This is a genomic window from Actinokineospora guangxiensis, from assembly GCF_042657845.1.
In the GTDB taxonomy this organism is placed as follows: Bacteria; Actinomycetota; Actinomycetes; order Mycobacteriales; family Pseudonocardiaceae; genus Actinokineospora; species Actinokineospora guangxiensis.
This window is the reverse complement of the sequence record NZ_JBHSKF010000009.1, coordinates 128,496-146,509: the sequence shown is the minus strand read 5'-3', so window position 1 is coordinate 146,509 and position 18,014 is coordinate 128,496. Positions and strand designations below refer to the sequence as shown.

20 protein-coding genes are annotated in these 18,014 nt (G+C 72.7%); 7 read left to right on the top strand and 13 right to left on the bottom strand.

Features of this window, described 5'->3' with window-relative positions:
• Positions 1-14 precede the first annotated feature (14 nt).
• From ACFPM7_RS18210 to clpS, 10 genes are all read right to left on the bottom strand, one after another.
• Complete coding sequence (locus tag ACFPM7_RS18210; protein WP_378248835.1) at positions 15-785, bottom strand: MBL fold metallo-hydrolase; 771 nt, start codon at positions 783-785, stop codon at positions 15-17.
• Between the two features lie 47 nt (positions 786-832).
• The gene (gene murI, locus ACFPM7_RS18205) at positions 833-1,633 is read right to left on the bottom strand and encodes a glutamate racemase (protein ID WP_378248834.1); all 801 of its coding nucleotides are present in this window, start codon (positions 1,631-1,633) and stop codon (positions 833-835) included.
• A 3-nt stretch (positions 1,634-1,636) separates the two neighbouring features.
• Entirely contained in the window at positions 1,637-2,263 is a 627-nt protein-coding gene (locus tag ACFPM7_RS18200) for a rhomboid family intramembrane serine protease (protein WP_378248833.1), read from the bottom strand.
• 19 nt (positions 2,264-2,282) lie between these two features.
• Positions 2,283-2,741, bottom strand: coding sequence for an SRPBCC family protein (locus ACFPM7_RS18195; protein WP_378248832.1), 459 nt, complete (start codon positions 2,739-2,741; stop codon positions 2,283-2,285).
• Between the two features lie 157 nt (positions 2,742-2,898).
• The gene (locus ACFPM7_RS18190; RefSeq protein ID WP_378248831.1) at positions 2,899-3,849 is read right to left on the bottom strand and encodes a PLP-dependent cysteine synthase family protein; all 951 of its coding nucleotides are present in this window, start codon (positions 3,847-3,849) and stop codon (positions 2,899-2,901) included.
• A gap of 7 nt (positions 3,850-3,856) precedes the next feature.
• A complete protein-coding gene (locus ACFPM7_RS18185) occupies positions 3,857-4,129 on the bottom strand; it encodes a MoaD/ThiS family protein (protein WP_378248830.1) in 273 nt (90 codons plus the stop codon).
• Positions 4,130-4,221: 92 nt separating this feature from the next.
• Positions 4,222-4,674, bottom strand: a complete 453-nt coding sequence (locus ACFPM7_RS18180) for a M67 family metallopeptidase (protein WP_378248829.1) — start codon at positions 4,672-4,674, stop codon at positions 4,222-4,224.
• A 53-nt stretch (positions 4,675-4,727) separates the two neighbouring features.
• The gene (locus tag ACFPM7_RS18175; protein WP_378248828.1) at positions 4,728-5,690 is read right to left on the bottom strand and encodes a P1 family peptidase; all 963 of its coding nucleotides are present in this window, start codon (positions 5,688-5,690) and stop codon (positions 4,728-4,730) included.
• A 7-nt stretch (positions 5,691-5,697) separates the two neighbouring features.
• Positions 5,698-6,258, bottom strand: a complete 561-nt coding sequence (locus ACFPM7_RS18170; RefSeq protein ID WP_378248827.1) for a DUF2017 domain-containing protein — start codon at positions 6,256-6,258, stop codon at positions 5,698-5,700.
• Entirely contained in the window at positions 6,255-6,554 is a 300-nt protein-coding gene (clpS, locus tag ACFPM7_RS18165) for an ATP-dependent Clp protease adapter ClpS (protein WP_378248826.1), read from the bottom strand. Before clpS ends, ACFPM7_RS18170 begins: the two co-directional genes overlap by 4 nt.
• A 78-nt stretch (positions 6,555-6,632) precedes the next feature.
• Between clpS and ACFPM7_RS18160 the strand changes: the two genes are divergently transcribed.
• Both ACFPM7_RS18160 and ACFPM7_RS18155 read left to right on the top strand, forming a co-directional pair.
• A complete protein-coding gene (locus ACFPM7_RS18160) occupies positions 6,633-7,922 on the top strand; it encodes a nicotinate phosphoribosyltransferase (protein ID WP_378248825.1) in 1,290 nt (429 codons plus the stop codon).
• A complete protein-coding gene (locus tag ACFPM7_RS18155) occupies positions 7,922-8,521 on the top strand; it encodes an isochorismatase family protein (protein ID WP_378248824.1) in 600 nt (199 codons plus the stop codon). The genes ACFPM7_RS18160 and ACFPM7_RS18155 overlap by 1 nt, the downstream gene beginning before the upstream one ends.
• Here the strand turns inward: ACFPM7_RS18155 and wecB are convergent.
• The 3 genes from wecB to ACFPM7_RS18140 all read right to left on the bottom strand — a co-directional run bounded on the left by wecB (position 8,518) and on the right by ACFPM7_RS18140 (position 10,734).
• On the bottom strand, positions 8,518-9,699 hold the full coding sequence (gene wecB / locus ACFPM7_RS18150; RefSeq protein ID WP_378248823.1) for a non-hydrolyzing UDP-N-acetylglucosamine 2-epimerase: 1,182 nt from the start codon (positions 9,697-9,699) through the stop codon (positions 8,518-8,520). The genes ACFPM7_RS18155 and wecB overlap by 4 nt on opposite strands.
• Before the next feature lie 83 nt (positions 9,700-9,782).
• A complete protein-coding gene (locus ACFPM7_RS18145; protein WP_378248822.1) occupies positions 9,783-9,941 on the bottom strand; it encodes an LPXTG cell wall anchor domain-containing protein in 159 nt (52 codons plus the stop codon).
• 16 nt (positions 9,942-9,957) lie between these two features.
• A complete protein-coding gene (locus ACFPM7_RS18140) occupies positions 9,958-10,734 on the bottom strand; it encodes a choice-of-anchor P family protein (RefSeq protein WP_378248821.1) in 777 nt (258 codons plus the stop codon).
• Between the two features lie 280 nt (positions 10,735-11,014).
• Here ACFPM7_RS18140 and xrtP point away from each other — a divergent pair, with 280 nt between their 5' ends.
• The 5 genes from xrtP (at position 11,015) to ACFPM7_RS18115 (ending at position 17,993) form a co-directional block, all read left to right on the top strand.
• Positions 11,015-11,566 carry an exosortase P gene (gene xrtP, locus ACFPM7_RS18135; RefSeq protein ID WP_378248820.1) on the top strand — a complete coding sequence of 184 codons (552 nt, stop codon included), beginning with the start codon at positions 11,015-11,017 and terminating at the stop codon, positions 11,564-11,566.
• Between the two features lie 44 nt (positions 11,567-11,610).
• Positions 11,611-12,936, top strand: a complete 1,326-nt coding sequence (locus ACFPM7_RS18130) for a glycosyltransferase (protein ID WP_378248963.1) — start codon at positions 11,611-11,613, stop codon at positions 12,934-12,936.
• Positions 12,937-12,984: 48 nt separating this feature from the next.
• Positions 12,985-15,009: an ATP-dependent DNA helicase gene (locus tag ACFPM7_RS18125; RefSeq protein WP_378248819.1), complete on the top strand. Its 2,025-nt coding sequence runs from the start codon at positions 12,985-12,987 to the stop codon at positions 15,007-15,009.
• 235 nt (positions 15,010-15,244) lie between these two features.
• Positions 15,245-16,663, top strand: coding sequence for a family 2B encapsulin nanocompartment shell protein (locus ACFPM7_RS18120; protein WP_378248818.1), 1,419 nt, complete (start codon positions 15,245-15,247; stop codon positions 16,661-16,663).
• 34 nt (positions 16,664-16,697) lie between these two features.
• Positions 16,698-17,993, top strand: coding sequence for a family 2B encapsulin nanocompartment shell protein (locus ACFPM7_RS18115; protein ID WP_378248962.1), 1,296 nt, complete (start codon positions 16,698-16,700; stop codon positions 17,991-17,993).
• Positions 17,994-18,014 lie beyond the last annotated feature (21 nt).

The following is an 18,014-nucleotide window of genomic DNA, read 5'->3' as shown; positions in this document are numbered from 1 at the left end:
GGCCCCGCCCGGCATCAGATCGTGTAGGTGACGCCCTGTTCGACGCGCTCGGCGGCGCCGGAGTAGGTCGCGCCCACCTCGGCCATGATCGCCTCGCCGTCGGCCCACGGCGGGATGTGGGTGACCAGGGCGCGCTCGACGCCCGCGGCTTCGGCCAGTTCACCCGCCTGCGTGCCGGAGAGGTGCAGGTCGGCGGGGCGGTCGTCGGCGTGGGTCCAGGAGGCCTCGGTGAGCAGGACGTGCGCGCCCGCGGTGAGGGCGGTCAGGGCCGGATTGGGCCCGGTGTCGCCGGTGTAGACGAGCGTGCGGCCGTCGTGGGTGATGGCGATGCTGTACGCCTCGCACGGGTGGGCGGCGACGGCGGTGCGGACGGTGAACGGGCCGATCTCGACCGGGCCGGGGGTCCAGGGCAGGAACTCGAAGACGTCGGAGTGGTCGATCTCGGGCAGCTCGGCCTCCGAGGTCGCGTACGCCATGGCGAAGCGGTGCGGGGCCGTCGAGGGGGCGTGCACCGGCAGGCGGTGGGCGCGCGGGTCGCGGCTGGGGCGCGGGTGGTAACGGCGCAGCACCGACAGGGAGGCGAAGTCCGAGCAGTGGTCGGCGTGCAGGTGGGAGAAGGCCAGCGCGTCCAGCTGGAACGGGTCGCGGCGCGACTGCAGCTCGGCGAGGGTGCCGGGACCGAGTTCGACGGCCATCAGGAAGCCCTCGGCCTCCAGCAGGTAGCCCGACGCCGGGGCGTCGGGGCCGGGCAGGGAACCGGAGCAGCCGAGGACGGTGAGCAGCACCCGTGCAGCCTGTCACACGGACCGGTGACGGCGGGCGGTGAGCGGGATCACGGGCGGGACAGGGCGAAGCTGGCCAGTTCGGGGCCGAGGAAGCGGCGGGCGAGGCGGTGGAACGGCTCGGCGGGGCCGGTGGCCAGGAACTCGTGCTCGGGCTCGCCGTCGGCGGCGGTGGTGAGCAGGTCGCGGCGGGTCAGCTCGGCGAAGACGTCCTTGGCGCACTCGTCGGCGCTGGACACCAGGGTCACCGACGGGCCCATGACGACCTGGATGAGGCCGCTGAGCATCGGGTAGTGCGTGCAGCCGAGGACGACGGTGTCGACGTCGGCCTGCTGCAGGGGTTCGAGGTAGGTCTGGGCTAGGCCGAGGACTTGGCGCCCGGAGGTGACGCCGCGCTCGACGAAGTCGACGAACCGCGGGCAGGCCGCCGAGGTCAGCTCGACGCCGGGGGCCGCGGCGAAGGCGTCGTCGTAGGCGCGGGAGCGGACCGTGCCCTCGGTGCCGATGACGCCGATCCGCCCGGTGTGGGTGGCCGCGACGGCCCGCCGCACGGCGGGGACGACGACCTCGACCACCGGGATGTCGTAGCGCTCGCGCGCGTCGCGCAGGCAGGCGGCCGAGGCGGTGTTGCACGCGATGACCAGCATCTTCACCCCGCTGGCGACCAGCTCGTCGGCGATGTCGATGGCCAGCGCGCGCACCCGGGCGATCGGCAGCGGGCCGTATGGGCCGTTCGCGGTGTCGCCGACGTAGCGCAGCCGCTCGTGCGGCAGTTGGTCGAGGACGGCGCGGGCGACGGTCAGGCCGCCGACACCGGAGTCGAAGACGCCGATCGGCGCGCGGGGGTCCACGGGTCAGGAGGGTACGGCCGGCGCGGCCTTGCCTGCCTGCCTGTTCGCCACCGAGACCATCCAGGCCGCGAGCACGCCGCCGAGCGCGCCGAACAGGTGCCCCTGCCAGGAGATGCCCGGGTCGCCGGGCAGCACGCCGAACAGCATCGTCCCCCAGTAGGCCAGCAGCACGACCGCGACGGCCAGCTGCCGGAAGCTGCGGTTGAACACACCCCTGACCAGCAGGAACAGCATCCAGCCGAAGATCACCCCGGACGCCCCGACGTGCACGGAGCCACTCGCCCCGGTCAGCCACACCCCGACCCCGCCGACGATCCAGATCGTCGCCGTGACCGCGATCCACTGGCCGAAGCCGTTGGCGAAGACGAGGAAGCCGAGCACGACGAACGGCAGCGTGTTGCTGAGCAGGTGCGGCCAGCCGCCGTGCAGGAACGGCATCCACACGATCCCGTCGAGCCCGCCGAGCGTGCGCGGGACGATGCCGTTGAGGTCGAGGTCGGCGGGCAGGATCACGTCGATCAGCTCGACCAGGTAGAGCAGCACCGTCGCCGCGCCGACCACGATCGCGGCGCGCAGCGGCTCCTTCGGCAGGACGCGGCCGGTGTCCGGTTTGACTGGTGTGGTGCTCACCTGTCCGAGGGTACGTGCCTCAGCCGTCGATGGCCCCCGCCAAGCGGACCAGGGACTCCTCCATCCGCCTGACCAGCTGCCTCGTCCCGAACCGCATCATGATCCCGTGCAGGGCGGAGACGGGCTCCTGCCGCAGCCGCAGGGTGACCGTGGTGGTCGTCCCCGCGGACTCCAGCTCGACGCGGAACACCGAGGACTTCGCGTACTTCGGCGCGGGCAGCCCGTCGACCCGCTCGGCGGTGTGCTTCCAGGCGATGAGCCGCCCCGGCTCGAACGCGATGACCGTCTGGTCGATCTCGGCGCGCTTGCCGCCCCAGTCCGCGTGCTGCCGCCGCTTCTCCCCCTCGCCCGCCCCGGACACCACCTCGGTGCGCTCGGCGAGGCTGAACCAGTCCGGCACCCGCCGCGCGTCGGCGACCACCGCCCAGACCTGCTCGGGACCGGCGGCGAACTCGGCGGAGCGGACGACCTCGATCACCAGGGCAACCTACACAGCCGCACCGGCGGCGTGAACGTCTGCGGTACCGGCTTGCGGGCGGGCACACCCGCCTGCGGGCACGGGCCGGGCGGCGCGGGGGGCTCCGCCGACCGAACCGCGGCGAGGCTCCCCAGGAACGGCCGGTTGAGCTGCCTGGTCAGGCCCAGAGGTGGCCGTCGAGGCGTTCGGAGGCTTCGTCGAGGGAGCCGGAGTAGGCGCCCGTCGACAGGTACTTCCATCCCGCGTCGGCCACGATGAAGACGATGTCGGCGGGGTCGCCGGTGCCCGCGGCCTTCTCCGCGACCGCCAGTGCGGCGTGCAGGATCGCGCCGGTGGAGATGCCCGCGAAGATGCCCTCGACCTCCAGCAGCTGGCGGGTGCGGCGCAGGGCGTCGTAGGAGCCGACGGAGTAGCGGCCGGTGAGGACGTCCGGGTCGTAGAGCTCCGGGACGAAGCCCTCGTCCAGGTTGCGCAGGCCGTAGACCAGTTCGCCGTAGCGGGGTTCGGCGGCGACGATCTGGACGTCGGGCTTGTGCTCGCGCAGGTAGCGGCCCACCCCGACGAGGGTGCCGGTGGTGCCCAGGCCCGCGACGAAGTGGGTGACCGACGGCAGGTCGCGCAGGATCTCCGGGCCCGTGGAGCGGTAGTGCGCCTGGGCGTTGTCGGGGTTGCCGTACTGGTAGAGCATCACCCATTCCGGGTGTTCCTCGGCCAGTGCCTTCGCCCGCCGGACGGCTTCGTTGGAGCCGCCCGCGGCGGGCGAGTAGACGATGCGGGCGCCGTAGGCCTGCAGGAGCTGCTTGCGCTCCTCGGAGGTGTTCTCCGGCATGACGCACACCAGGCCGTAGCCCTTGAGCTTGGCGGCCATGGCCAGGGCGATGCCCGTGTTGCCCGAGGTGGGCTCCAGGATGGTCGCGCCGGGGACCAGGCGCCCGTCGCGCTCGGCCGACTCGATCATGGCCAGCGCGGGCCGGTCCTTGACCGAGCCGGTCGGGTTGCGGTCCTCCAGCTTCGCCCACAGCCGGACGTTCTCCGACGGGGAGAGCCGGGGCAGCCCGACGAGCGGGGTGTCGCCGAGCGCGTGCAGGAGCGAGTCGTAGCGCGCCATCGCCGGATCAGCCCCCGGCGACGGCGGGCAGGATGGTCACGTTGTCGCCGTCGGCGACCTTGGCCTCCAGGCCACCGGCGAAGCGCACGTCCTCGTCGTTGACGTAGACGTTGACGAAGCGGTGCAGGGCCCCGTCCTTGACCAGGCGCGACTTGATGCCGCCGTGGTCGGCGTCCAGGCTGTCGATGACCTCGGCCAGCGTGGCGCCCGCGGCGGAGACGGACTTCTCGCCGCCGGTGTGGGTGCGCAGGATGGTCGGGATCGAGACGGTGACGGCCATGGGGAACCTCCGGTTGGGTGCTGCTTCGTTCGGGACTGCCGCGTGGGGGCTGCGTTCGGGAGAGACGCGGTCGGGCGGGCGGGTATTCCCGCTCAGACCTCGGGGACGTCGTCGGGGCCGGTGTGGGCGAAGCGGTAGGACTCGACGACCTCGACGGGCTCCTCGGTCACGACGCCGTCGACGATGCGGAAGGACCGCAGCTCGTGGACGTCGGCGTCACGGGTGGAGACCAGCACGTAGTGCGCGTCGGGCTCGGAGGCGTAGGAGACGTCCGTGCGCGACGGGTAGGCCTCGGTCGCGGTGTGCGAGTGGTAGATGACCACGGGCACCTCGTCGCGGGAGTCCATGTCGCGGTAGAGCCTCAGCAGGTCCGCCGAGTCGAACTCGTAGAACGTGGGCGAGCGCGCGGCGTTGAGCATGGGGATGAACCGCTCGGGGCGGTCGGCGCCCTCGGGGCCCGCGATCACCCCGCAGGCCTCGTCCGGGTGGTCGCGGCGGGCGTGGTCCACCATCGCGTCCACGAGGTCTCGACGGATCTGCAGCACACCCCCATCCTACTGTGCGGGCGCCCGGCTCCCAGTGGATGAGAGCGCACCCGTCAACGCCATGCGTCCTGGTAGGAGCGCAGATCGCCCACCGAAACCGCGCTCAGCACGGCGTGTCCGACGGCGCGGGCGACCACGTCGGCGGCCGCGGCGCACAGGCCGTCGAAGGCGAACGCGTCGGGCACCGGGCGGGCGCCGGTGGCGGCGGCGAAGAGGGTGTCGCCGTCGAAGAGCGAGTGCGCGGGGCGCAGCGCCCTGGCCAGCCCGTCGTGGCCGGACATCGCCAGCCTGCGGCACTGGGCCTTGGTCAGCTCGGCGTCGGTGGCGATGACCCCGACCACGGTGTTGAGGTCGGAGGCGGTGGGCGCCGACAGCGCCCCGGGCCGTCCGGGCGCGGGCGGGAAGTCCTCGGGGGCGACCGCGGCGGCGTAGAGCGCTCCGGTGTCCGGGTCGGCGGCCTCGCCGCGGGCGTTGACCGCCAGCAGCGCGCCGACTGTGACTTCTCCCACGCCTGCCGAACCCACCCGGACCGACGCGGTGCCGATACCCCCTTTGAGCGACCCGGCCCGCGCGCCGGTCCCCGCGCCCACGCAGCCCTGCGCCACCGGACCCGCCGACGCCGCCGCGCACGCGGTGTACCCGAAAGTGGCATCCGGCCAGTTGCCCCAGTCCGAGCGGGGCAGGTCGAACAGCACCGCCGACGGCACGATCGGCACGACCTCGCGCTCGTCGGCGCCGACCCGGAAGCCGCGGCCGCGCTCGCCCAGCCAGCGCATCACGCCGTCGGCGGCGGCCAGCCCGTACGCGCTGCCCCCGGACAGGCACACCGCGTCGACGGTGGCGACCAGGTTCTCCGGGGCGAGCAGGTCGGTCTCCCGGGTGCCGGGCGCGCCGCCGCGCTGGTCGACCCCGCCCACCGTCCCCTCGGGGAACAGCACGACCGTGGTGCCGGTGGCCCAGCCGCCGCCGAGGCGCTGGTGGTGGCCCACCAGCACGCCCGGCACGTCGGTGATCACGCCCGGCTCACCCGGCGACCGCCTGCAGCAGGCTCTCCTGCACCCAGGTCAGCCAGTGGTAGACGGACATGTTCGGGGCGCGCGGGTCGTCCTCGGCCAGCTCGTCCGGCGTGTCGTCGGAGATGTCCAGGGCGGTGCCCAGGGCCAGCCGCACGTCGTTGAGCGCGGAGAGCCACGCGTCGGCCTGCTCTTCGGTGAGGCGCACCTCGCCGCCGTACATCGGGCAGGTGTCCATCACCACGGCCGCGACGCCGATCTTGCTGTCGAGCAGCTCGGGCTCGTGCAGCGAGCGCAGCACGGCCGCGGAGTCGATGTCCTCCTTGGCCGGGGCGTCGGGGTCCAAGCGGTGGAAGTCCGGCAGCAGGCGGGACAGGATCGGGTCGTCCGGCGCGGTGCTCGGACCGGTGCGGATGCCGGTCAGCTCGGCCAGCTCGTCCTGCGGGGTGTCCTCGGCGCGGGCTTTGAGCATGTCGTCGATCTGGGACACCAGGCCGCGCAGCACGGCGGCCTCCTGGCGCTCGATCACGGCCACGACCAGCGCGCCCTTGCGCGTCCAGTTCTGCCTCACGAGGTGTGTTCCATCGTCGCCCACAGCCCGGCGGCGTGCAGTCGGGCCACGTCGGCCTCCATCTTCTCCTTGCTTCCGGAGGAGACGATGGCCTTGCCCTCGTGGTGCACGTCCAGCATCAGCTTCGTCGCCTTCTCGCGGCTGTAGCCGAAGAGCTTCTGGAAGACGTACGTGACGTACGACATGAGGTTCACGGGGTCGTTCCAGACGACCGTCTGCCACGGTCTGTCCTCGGCGACCACCTCGGACCCGACCGGGCTGGTCTGCGTCTGCTCCATGTCGACGGGCGCGGTCATGGGTCCAATGGTGTCATGCCCGGTTCGGACGGGTTCGCGGGATCTTCCCTCGAATGGCGTACCCCGTAGGCTCCGGACATGAGCACCGCTCTGCTGACCGACCACTACGAGCTGACGATGCTCGCCGCCGCCCTGCGCGACGGCACCGCGTCGCGGTCGTGCGTCTTCGAGGTCTTCGCCCGCAGGCTCCCCAACGGCCGCCGCTACGGCGTGGTCGGCGGGACCGGCCGGGTCCTCGACGCGATCACCGAGTTCCGCTTCGGCGACGCCGAGCTGGCGCACCTGCGCTCGACCGGCGTGGTGGGCGAGGACGCGCTGGCCTGGCTGGCCGACTACCGCTTCAGCGGCGACGTCGACGGCTACGCCGAGGGCGAGCTGTACTTCCCCGGCTCCCCGGTGCTGACCGTGACCGGCACGTTCGCCGACGGCGTGGTGCTGGAGACGCTGGTGCTCTCGATCCTCAACCACGACAGCGCCATCGTCTCGGCGGCGGCGCGGATGGTCTCGGCGGCCAACGGCAGGCCGATCATCGAGATGGGCGGGCGCCGCACCCACGAGCGCGCCGCGGTGTCCTGCGCCCGCGCCGCCCACCTGGCCGGGTTCTCGACCACCTCCAACCTGGAGGCCGGGCGCACCTACGGCATCCCGACCACGGGAACCTGCGCGCACGCCTTCACGCTGCTGCACGACAGCGAGCGCGAGGCGTTCGCCGCGCAGGTCGACGCCCTCGGGGTGGGCACGACGCTGCTGGTCGACACCTACGACATCACCCGCGGCATCGACACCGCGATCGAGGTGGCGGGCCCCGACCTCGGCGCCATCCGCATCGACTCCGGCGATGTCGGGGTGCTGGCCAGGCAGGCCCGCGAGCAGCTGGACCGCCTCGGCGCGACCCGCACCCGGATCGTGGTCTCCGGCGACCTCGACGAGTACGCGATCGCCTCGCTGCGCGCCGAGCCGGTGGACGCCTACGGCGTGGGCACCTCGCTGGTCACCGGGTCGGGCGCGCCGACGGCCGGGATGGTCTACAAGCTGGTCGAGGTCGACGGGCGGCCGGTGGCCAAGCGCAGTTCGTCCAAGGAGTCCCTCGGCGGGCGCAAGGTGGCGCTGCGCAGGCACAAGGCCACGGGCACCGCGCTGGAGGAGGTCGTGTTCCTGGCCTCGGGCAAGGCGCCGGAGGCCGACGGGCACGACCGCTACCCGCAGATCCCGCTGGTGCGCGGCGGCGAGGTGGTGCCCGACGTGCCGACGCTGGAGGATGGTCGGCAGCGGGTGCGCACCGGGCTGGTGAGCCTGCCGTGGGAGGGCCTGAAGCTCTCCGCGGGCGAACCCGCGATCCCGACCGTCCACCACACCGGGGAGCAGTGATGAGCGACAAGGCGGCGTTGATCGTCGTGGACGTGCAGAACGACTTCTGCGAGGGCGGCTCCCTGGCCGTCGCAGGCGGCGCCGAGGTGGCCACCGCGATCAGCGCCTACATCGCCGAGACCGCCTACGACCACGTGGTGGCCACCCAGGACCACCACATCGACCCGGGCGGGCACTTCAGCGACACCCCCGACTACGTCGACTCGTGGCCGGTGCACTGCGTGGCGGGCACGCCGGGCGCCGATTTCCACCCGAACCTGGAGACCGGCCGCGTCGAGGCGGTCTTCCGCAAGGGCGACTACGCCGCGGCCTACTCCGGCTTCGAGGGCAACGCCGACGGCGCTGGTCTGGCCGAGTGGCTCTCCGAGCGCGGGGTGGGGGTGGTCGACGTCGTCGGCATCGCCACCGACCACTGCGTGAAGGCGACCGCGCTGGACGCGGCCCAGGCGGGCTTCACCACGCGGGTGCTGCTGGACATGACTGCGGGCGTCGCCCCGGCGACCGTCGAGTCGGCGCTGCTGGGCCTGGCCGACGCCGGGGTCGTGCTGGTCGGCGTGCCGAAGGTCGCTGCTCCCCAAGGTCCTGAGTCAGGACGCTAGAGCGCCCCGGACATGATCGCCGGGGAGGTGGGCGCGCCGAGCACGGCGCCGGCCGGGCGCGGCGCGGACACCAGGCGGCGCAGCGCGTCGACCACCCGGTGGGCGGCGTGGCCGTCGCCGAAGGGGTTGCGGTCGGCGGGCACCCGCAGGTTGGCGGCCAGCGCCTGGTCGGCGGCCGTGAGGACCCGGGTGCGGTCGGTGCCCACCAGGCGCGCGCAGCCCGCGCGGACGGCCTCCATGCGCTCGGTGACATCGCGGGTGACCAGGACCGGCACGCCGAAGGTCGGGGCCTCCTCCTGGATGCCGCCGGAGTCGGTGATGACCAGCGCGCTGCGCCGCAGCGCGCGGACGAGGTCCGGGTAGGACAGTGGGTCGGTGACGACCGCGCGCGGCACGCCGCCGAGGACCGCGGTCACGCGGGCGCGCACGTTCGGGTTCGGGTGGGCGGGCAGCAGCACGCGGATGTCGAGGTGGCGCTCGACCAGGGCGCGCACGGCGGAGAGCACGTCGTCCAGGGGCGCGCCCCAGGACTCGCGGCGGTGCACGGTGACGAGCACGAGGCGCGCGCCCGCGTCCAGCTCGGGCTCCAGCGCGGCGAAGGCCGGGTCGGCGGGCGGGCGGTCGGCGGTGGCGATGACGCGCACGGCGTCGACCACGGTGTTGCCGGTGACGACGATGTCGGGCACCGGGACGGACTCCGCCCGCAGCGCCCGCGCCGAGTCCGCCGTCGGGGCCAGGTGCAGCGCGGCGATCCTGGCCACCATCTGCCGGTTGGCCTCCTCCGGGAACGGGGCGGCCAGGTCGCCGGTGCGCAGCCCCGCTTCCAGGTGGGCGACGGGGATGCCGCGCCAGAACGCGGCCAGCGCGCCCGCCAGGGTCGTCGTGGTGTCGCCCTGGACGACCACGGCCGCGGGTTTGCGGCGGGCCAGCAGGGCGTCGAGGGCGGGCAGCAGCCCGGCCATCAGCTCGGCCTGCCCGCCGCCGCTGCGGCGCACGGGCAGCCGTTCGTCGGGGGTGAGGCCGAACGGGGCGAGCGCCTGGTCGACCACCCACTCGTGCTGTCCGCTGTGGACGATCACGGGCGACAGGTCGGGGTCGGCGGCCATGGCCACCGCCACCGGGGCCGCCTTGACGGCCTCGGGGCGGGTGCCGACGAGCAGCAGGATCTCGTTGCGCACTAACGGCCTTCCAGTGCCGGGGGATCAGGAACCGCTGGGGTCGGACGCGGGGCACCGCGCCCGACCCCAGCGGTGTGGTGGTGCTATGCGGAGCTGTCGCGCCTGCGCCGGTTGGCGTGCAGCAACAGTGCGCCGGTGATCAGCAGGGCGATGCCGAGCGCGATCCACCAGCCGACGTCGGCGCCGGTGACCGCGAGGCCCGCCCCGCCGCCGACAGCGCCTCCGGATGGGGCTTTGTACACGCGTCGACCTCCTTCGTCAGGCGGTGGCGCCGGCCTGGCGCCTGCGCAGCAGCCCGACGCCGACCGGGATTGCCGCCGCGCCGACGAGGCCGAGGCCGATCCACAGACCGGCGCCGGAGGCCATCGGGATGGGCGGTGCGGCCGGGCCGCAGCGCGACTGCGCGATGATCACGTTGCCGGAGGCCACCGACGCCAGGTTCAGCGAGACGCGGACGGCGTTGACCGTCAGCGAGCCGTCCGGGTTGGCGATCTGCTCGTTGAAGATGATCTGGCCGAGCGGCGGCAGCGGCGGCAGCGGCGGCGGCGGGTTGAGCGGGTTGGCGATGGTGATCGCGGTGTTGGGCGCCGGGTTCACGCCGACGGTGATGCCCGCGAGGTCGACATCGGCGAGCGTGGTGCTGCCCGCGTTGCCCGACTGGGTGGCGTCGCAGACCGACTCGACCGCGCCGATGGAGCCCAGGCTCGCCAGCCCGATCGCCACGTCGGCCACCGACGCCTCGGCGTGCACGACGCCGGTGGCGTCGTCGCGGATCGCCTCGGTGGCCAGCACGCCGGTGCTCAGCACGGCGGGGACGTTCACGCTCGCCACGGTCGCCGATGTCGGCCCGTCGGTGTTGCTCGGGGCGATGGGACCGACGTTGACCGCTCCGGTGAGGGGCAGCGTCAGCGCCACGTTGAGGGCGAACGCCGACCCGTCTCCGGGGGCAGCCGAGGCGGGCGCGGCGCCCGCCAGGAGTGCGGCGGCGGCGGTGAGGCCCACCAGGCCCACCCGCCGCGCCTTGGGGTTGTGCATTCGTTCCTCCGTCGTTCAGGTCGCCCGTCGGGGGAGGGCGATCCGTCCACATGGCACTGGAGACACAGCCAATGACTGCTTATCGCTACCAACGAGCCGCATTGGACACCTGAAACGAAGTAAGACCCGATCGTGTTTCACATCGACGGCAACGTGGGCGAAAGGCCAAGAAGGTGACTCGCCGTGCTCGAATCTCCCGGCAACATCACCCGATTCAGCGATGCCATCGGCCGTGGGCCCGATCAAAGATAAGTCGGACGCCCCTGACCGAGGAGCCCGCGTGGCCGTTGCCGGACCCCTGCCCGTCCCCGCACCCCGCACCACCCCGCTGTCGCGGGCCGTGGTCGTCGGGCTGGTGGGGCTCGCCGTGCTGCTGGTGGTGCTCAACCGCGCCTACCGCACCGGCGAGATGATGCTGGCAAGCTTGATCCTGCGGGTGGTCTCCAGTGACGGAGTCCACCTCGCGGCCCATCGCCAGACAGTCTACTTCGGACTTGGCTCGGACCGCCCGTTCGGCCTGCAGATGAGCCCGGAGTGCACCTCGGCGTTCCTGGTGCTGCCGCTGCTGGTCGTCGGCGCGGTGATGATCGCCCTGCGCCCCCGCATCGCCAGGCGCGTGCTCACGGCGCTGCTCATCGCCGGGCTCGCGGTCGTCCTGGTCAACCAGCTGCGCATCCTGACCCTCGTGGGGCTCATCGAGTGGCTGGGCACCGACCGCGGCTACTACTGGGGCCACACGCTGCTGGGGTCCATGGTCAGCGTCATCGGCGGCGCGGCGGCGCTGGTGCTGTTCGTCTGGCTGTCCACGCGCAAACCGAAGGGCGAGCGGTGAACCTGTCCCTGCTGCTGGGGCTCACTCAGGCGCTCGCACTCACCATGAGCGTGGCCTTCGTGACCTACGTCTGCCTCATCGTGGTGCCGTACCTGCGCCACAAGCGCCTGCCCTCCGGCGATCCCACCACGCTGGAGTGGCACTTCTTCGTGCCCTGCCGCGACGAGGAACCGGTCATCGGCGACACGATCCGCTACCTGCGCAAGAACTTCCCGCACGCGCACGTGTGGGTCATCGACGACGACTCCGACGACGGCACGGTCGATGTCGTCGGCGCGCTGCGCGGCCCCAAGCGCGGCGGCGACCGGCACCTGCACCTCGTGCGCCGCTTCCGCCCGCACGCGCGCACCGGCAAGGGCGACGCGCTCAACACCGCCTACCGCGAGCTGAAGGGCTGGATGGGCAGGCACGCCGACACCGAGCGCGCCATCGTCGTGGTGGTCGACGCCGACGGCAGGCCCGCCCCGGACTGCCTGCAGGTCTGCTCGGCCGCGCACCTCTTCGGCGACGCGGCGATCGGCGCGGTGCAGGTCGACGTCCGGATGAGCAACCGCGGTGTGCCGCCCGAGCACGGCGGCTTCTTCCGCCGCAGGCTCGGCTCGGCGCTGGTGCGCATGCAGGACCTGGAGTTCCGCAGCGCCATCGCGGCGATCCAGATGTCGCGCGGGCACACCGGCACGATCTCCATGGGCGGCAACGGCCAGTTCACCCGGCTCTCGGCGCTGGACGACATCGCCGACGGCGCCGGGCCGTGGCGCGGCGCGCTGCTGGAGGACTTCGAGCTGGGCGTGCACCTGCTCACCGCGGGCTGGAAGACGGGCTTCACCGTCGACACCCACGTCGACCAGGAAGCGCTGTACAGCATGCGCCGGTTCCTGGCGCAGCGGACGCGGTGGGGCCAGGGGACGATGCAGTGCGGCCGCTACGTCCGCCGCATCTGGGACTCCCGGCACCTGTCCACCCTCGGCGCCGCCGAGATGCTCTATTACCTCGCGCAGCCGTGGCTGCAACTGCTGGGAACGCTCGTCTACCCCATCCCCTTCATCCTGCTCGGAATCCGCGCCACCCAGGAACCGGCCGAGGTGTGGGCGTGGTTCTCCGGCGGCGCCTGGATCCTGTTCGCCACCTACGGCACCTTCGGCCTGCTCCCATTCCTGATCTGGGGACCGATCTACCGCCGCAAATGCGAACCGGGGGTCGGGCGCATTCGCGCCATCGGATACGGATTCCTCTACGCGCTCTACATCTACACCTTCTACATCACCTCGTGGCGGGCAGTGGCGAGGCTGGTGCGCGGCAACACGGGGTGGACGAAGACCCGCCGCAACGCCGAGCCGCTCCATACCAGGGTCGTCGCGCTCGACCACTGACGGCATGGCTGCCGGGCCCGGTCGGTCCCGGCGGGTACGGTCTGCGCCATGCCCGCCCTGCCTGGAGTCCGTGCCCTCCTGGAGTCCGCCGTCGGCGCGGTCGGCGGGGCCGAGCGGCCGGGCCAGGTGGAGATGGCCGAGGCGGTCGCCAAGGCCATCCGCACCGGCGACCACGTGGCCGTGCAGGCCGGGACGGGCACCGGCAAGTCGCTGGCCTACCTGGTGCCCTCGGTCCGCCACGCGGTGGAGAAGGGCAGGACGGTCGTCATCTCCACGGCCACCATCGCCCTGCAGCGGCAGCTGGTCGACCGCGACCTGCCGCGGCTGGCGAAGGCGCTGAAGAAGGACCTCGGCCGCGAGCCGTCCTTCGCCATCCTCAAGGGCCGCCGCAACTACCTGTGCCTGCACCGCCTCGACGCCCCCGAGGAGCCCGACGACCAGGTGCTGTTCGACCCGTTCGCGGTCTCCCGGATGGGCCGGGAGATCACCCGGCTGCGCGAGTGGGCCTCCGACACCGAGACCGGCGACCGCGACGAGCTGGTGCCGGGCGTGGCCGACCAGACCTGGCGGCAGGCGTCGGTCTCGGCCCGGGAGTGCCTGGGCGCCTCGCGCTGCCCGATCGGCACCGACTGCTTCGCCGAGCGGGCCAAGGCCGAGGCGGGCAAGGCCGACATCGTGGTGACCAACCACGCCCTGCTGGCCATCGACGCCCTGCAGGGCTACCAGGTGCTGCCCGAGCACGACGTGGTCGTCGTGGACGAGGCCCACGAGCTGGTGGACCGGGTCACCTCGGTGGCCACCGGGGAGCTGTCGGCGGCCTCGGTGTCGATCGCGGCCCGCCGGGTGGGACGCCTGGTCGAGGAGGGCATCGCCGACCGGCTCGCCGAGGCGGGCGACGGCCTCGGCATGCTGCTGGAGGACGTGCCCGCCACCCGGATGGACTCCCTGCCCGACCCGCTGCGCACGACCCTGCTGGTGATCCGCGACGCCGCGCACGCCTGCGTCACCGCGCTCGGGCCGGAGAAGAAGGAGGACGTGGAGACGGCCTCGGCCCGCAAGCTGGCGCTGTCGGTGCTGGAGGAGGTGCACGACACCGCCCAGCGGATGGTGGAGTCCTTCGAGCCCGCCGAGGCCGACCGCCGCGACGTCGTGTGGGTCAGCGTCGACGGGACCAACCCGCCGCGCCCGCCGGTCATCCGCATCGCCCCGCTCAGCGTCGCCGGCCTGCTGCGCGAACGGCTCTTCGCCGAGACCACGACCGTGCTCACCAGCGCGACGCTGACCCTCGGCGGCTCCTTCGACGCGCTGGCCAGGCAGTGGGGCCTGCCGCCGGAGCAGCGCGCGGGCAAGCAGGCAGACGGCGCGGCCACGGCCAAGGAGGCCCCGCACGACCGCACCGACATCCGCTGGAGCGGCCTGGACGTCGGCTCGCCGTTCGACCACGCCAAGAGCGGCATCCTCTACCTGGCCAGGCACCTGCCCCCGCCGGGGCGCGACGGCCTGCCGGAGGCCGTGCTGGACGAGCTGGCCGAGCTGGTGGAGGCCGCGGGCGGGCGGACGCTGGGCCTGTTCTCCTCGATGCGCGCGGCCAAGGCCGCCACGGCCGCGATGCGCGAGCGGCTGGGCACCGACATCCTGTGCCAGGGCGAGGACTCCACGTCGCTGCTGGTGAAGAAGTTCGCCGAGGACCCGGCCACCAGCCTGTTCGGCACGCTGTCGCTGTGGCAGGGGGTGGATGTGCCGGGCCCCTCGCTGTCGCTGGTGGTGATCGACCGCATCCCGTTCCCGCGCCCGGACGACCCGCTAGCCTCGGCGCGGCAGCGCTCGGTGGAGGCGCGCGGCGGCAACGGCTTCCTCACCGTCGCCGCGACGCACGCGGCGCTGCTGCTGGCCCAGGGCGCCGGGCGGCTGCTGCGCGCCACCAGCGACCGCGGGGTGATCGCGGTGTTGGACCCGCGCATCTCCACTGCCCGCTACGGCGGCTTCCTGCGCAATTCGCTTCCCCCCTTCTGGACAACCTCCGATGGACAGGTTGTTCGCGGTGCGCTCACCCGCTTGGCCAAACAGGGCTGACCGCCGCTACGGATGTGTGAGTGCGCTTCCGCCGCACACGGCCGTTTCTGAGCCATTTGTGTGCAATCGCAGCACTCTTTCAGGGGACTGTACGGAGGCCCGCCAAGAGCGTTAGCGTCGATCTGCAGGTTGACAATCGCACTGTGTAGAAACGGAATGCCGCTCGTTTTCCGCGAGCCGCATTCCCGCGCATTCTTCCCCCCAGGTCGATGACCCACAGATTGGCGGCGGCGTTGTGACTGTGACGGAACCGGTTCAGCCTCACCTCGACTCCGAGAACGGCCACCCCTCCAGCCTGGGGACAGCCGCGGCGAGGAACCTGGCGACCACCACCAAGTCCGTCCCGCAGATGCAGGCCATCACCTCGCGCTGGCTGCTGAAGGTGCTGCCCTGGATCGACGCCAAGGGCGGCACGTTCCGGGTCAACCGCAGGATGAGCTACGCCATCGGCGACGGCCGCGTCACCTTCTCCAACGTCGGCGACCGCGCGCAGGTCGTGCCGCCCGAGCTGTGCGAACTGCCGCTGTTCCGCGGCTTTGACGACATTGAGGTGCTGACCGCGCTGGCGCAGCGCTTCGAGCAGCGCGAGTACGCCGCGGGCGACGTGATAGTCGAGTTCGGACACCCGTCCGACCACGCCTTCCTCATCGTGCACGGCAAGGTGAACAAGGTCGGCACCGGCCAGTACGGCGAGCCGACCGTGCTCGGCACGCTCGCCGACGGCGACCACTTCGGCGACGAGACCCTGGCCGACCCGCAGAGCATCTGGGAGTACACGGTCAAAGCGGGCACCGCGACGACCGTCCTCGTGCTGGAGCAGCGCGGCTTCGACAGCGTGCTGGAGCAGTCCCCCGCGCTCCAGGAGCACCTGCACGCCTTCCGGGACCGGCAGAGCAGCTCCCGCAACGAGCACGGCGAAGCGCGGATCGACCTGTCCTCCGGGCACGAGGGCGAAGCGCAGCTGCCCGGCACCTACGTCGACTACGAGCTGAGCCCGCGCGAGTACTCCCTCAGCGTCGCGCAGACGGTGCTGCGGGTGCACTCCCGCGTCGCCGACCTCTACAACGAGCCGATGAACCAGACCGAGCAGCAGCTGCGGCTGACCGTGGAGGCCCTGCGGGAGCGCCAGGAGCACGAGCTGGTCAACAACCGCGAGATCGGCCTGCTGCACAACGTGGACTACGCCAACCGTCTGCACACGCGCACCGGACCGCCCACCCCGGACGACCTGGACGAGCTGCTCTCGGTGGTGTGGAAGGAGCCCACGGCGTTCCTGGCGCACCCGCGCACGATCGCGGCCATCGGCCGGGAGTGGAACAAGCGCGGCCTCTACCCCGACCCGACCGACTTCGGCGGGCACAAGATCCCGGCGTGGCGCGGCGTGCCCATCCTGCCCTGCAACAAGATCCCGGTCACCGACACGCGCACCAGCTCGATCATCCTGCTGCGCGCGGGCATGGACAACCAGGGCGTCGTCGGCCTGCACCAGACCGGACTGCCCGACGAGTACAAGCCCGGCCTGTCCGTGCGGTTCATGGGCATCAACGAGAAGGCGGTCATCAGCTACCTGGTGAGCGCGTACTACTCGGCAGCGGTGCTGATCCCGGACGCCCTGGCGGTCCTGGAGAACGTCGAGATCGGCCGCGAGGGCTGAGGCGGTGCGCACCGAGCTCGTCGCCGAACTGCGCATGAGCCTGTCCACCGCCGCGGCCAGGAACCTGGCGACCACCACCAAGACCCGGCCGCAGTCGCAGGAGATCACCGACCGGTGGCTGCTGCGGGTGCTGCCGTGGGTGGAGGCGCGCGGCGGGGCGTACCGGGTCAACCGGCGCGCCTGCCCGCTCGCGGGCGACGGCCTGGTCGGCTGCACCAGGATCGGGTCCTGGTACCGGGTCGTCCCGTCCGAGCTGTCGGAGGTGCTGTCCGGGTTCGCCGACGACGACGTGCTCTCCGCGCTCGCCGACCGCTTCCAGCAGAACGAGTTCGCCGCGGGCGACGAGATCCCCGCAGGCGCGCTCTCGGTCGTGGCGCACGGCAAGGTCGGCCGCTACGGCACCGGCGCCTACGGCGACCCCGTCGTGCTGGACGTGCTCGGCGAGGGCGGGCACTTCGGCAGCGAGGCGCTCCTCGGCCGCGAGCCCGCGTACTCGGTGCGCGCGCTGACCCCGGTGACCGTGCTGGTGCTGCCGCGCGCCACGCCGCTGCCCGACGCGCTGGCCGAGCACCTGGCCCGCGAGCGACCCGCGGTCAACAAGAAGGGCGAGGCCGAGGTCGCGGTGGCCTCCGGGCACGACGGCGAGACCGCGCTGCCCGGCACGTTCGTGGACTACGACCTGCGCCCCCGGGAGTACCAGCTCAGCGTCGCCCAGACGATCCTGCGCACGCACACCCGGGTCACCGACCTCTACAACGAGCCGATGAGCCAGGCCGAGGAGCAGTTGCGGCTGACGATCGAGGCGCTGCGCGAGCGCCAGGAGCACGAGCTGGTCAACAACCCCGGCTTCGGGCTGCTGCACAACGTCGACCCGAGCCAGCGCATCCACACCGCCACCGGCCCGCCGACGCCCGACGACCTGGACGACCTGCTCTGCCGCAGGCGCAAGACGCAGGCGTTCCTCGCCCACCCGAGGGCGATCGCCGCCTTCGGCAGGCAGTGCTCGCGGATGCGGCTGGACCCGCCCAGCGTCGAGGTGGACGGGACGGCCCACGCGTCGTGGCGCGGGGTGCCGATCCTGCCGTGCGACAAGATCCCGGTCCGCGACGACCGGGTCACCGCGATCATCGCGCTGCGCACCGGCGAGGAGAACCAGGGCGTCGTCGGCCTGCGCCAGACCGGCCTGCCGGATGAGCACGAGCCGGGGCTGTCGGTGCGGTTCATGGGCATCGATGAGACCGCGATCGCCTCGTACCTGGTCACGACGTACTACTCGGCCGCGGTGCTGGTGCCCGACGCGCTCGGCGTGCTCGACGGCGTGCAGGTCTAGGCCCAACCCGAACGTTCCCCA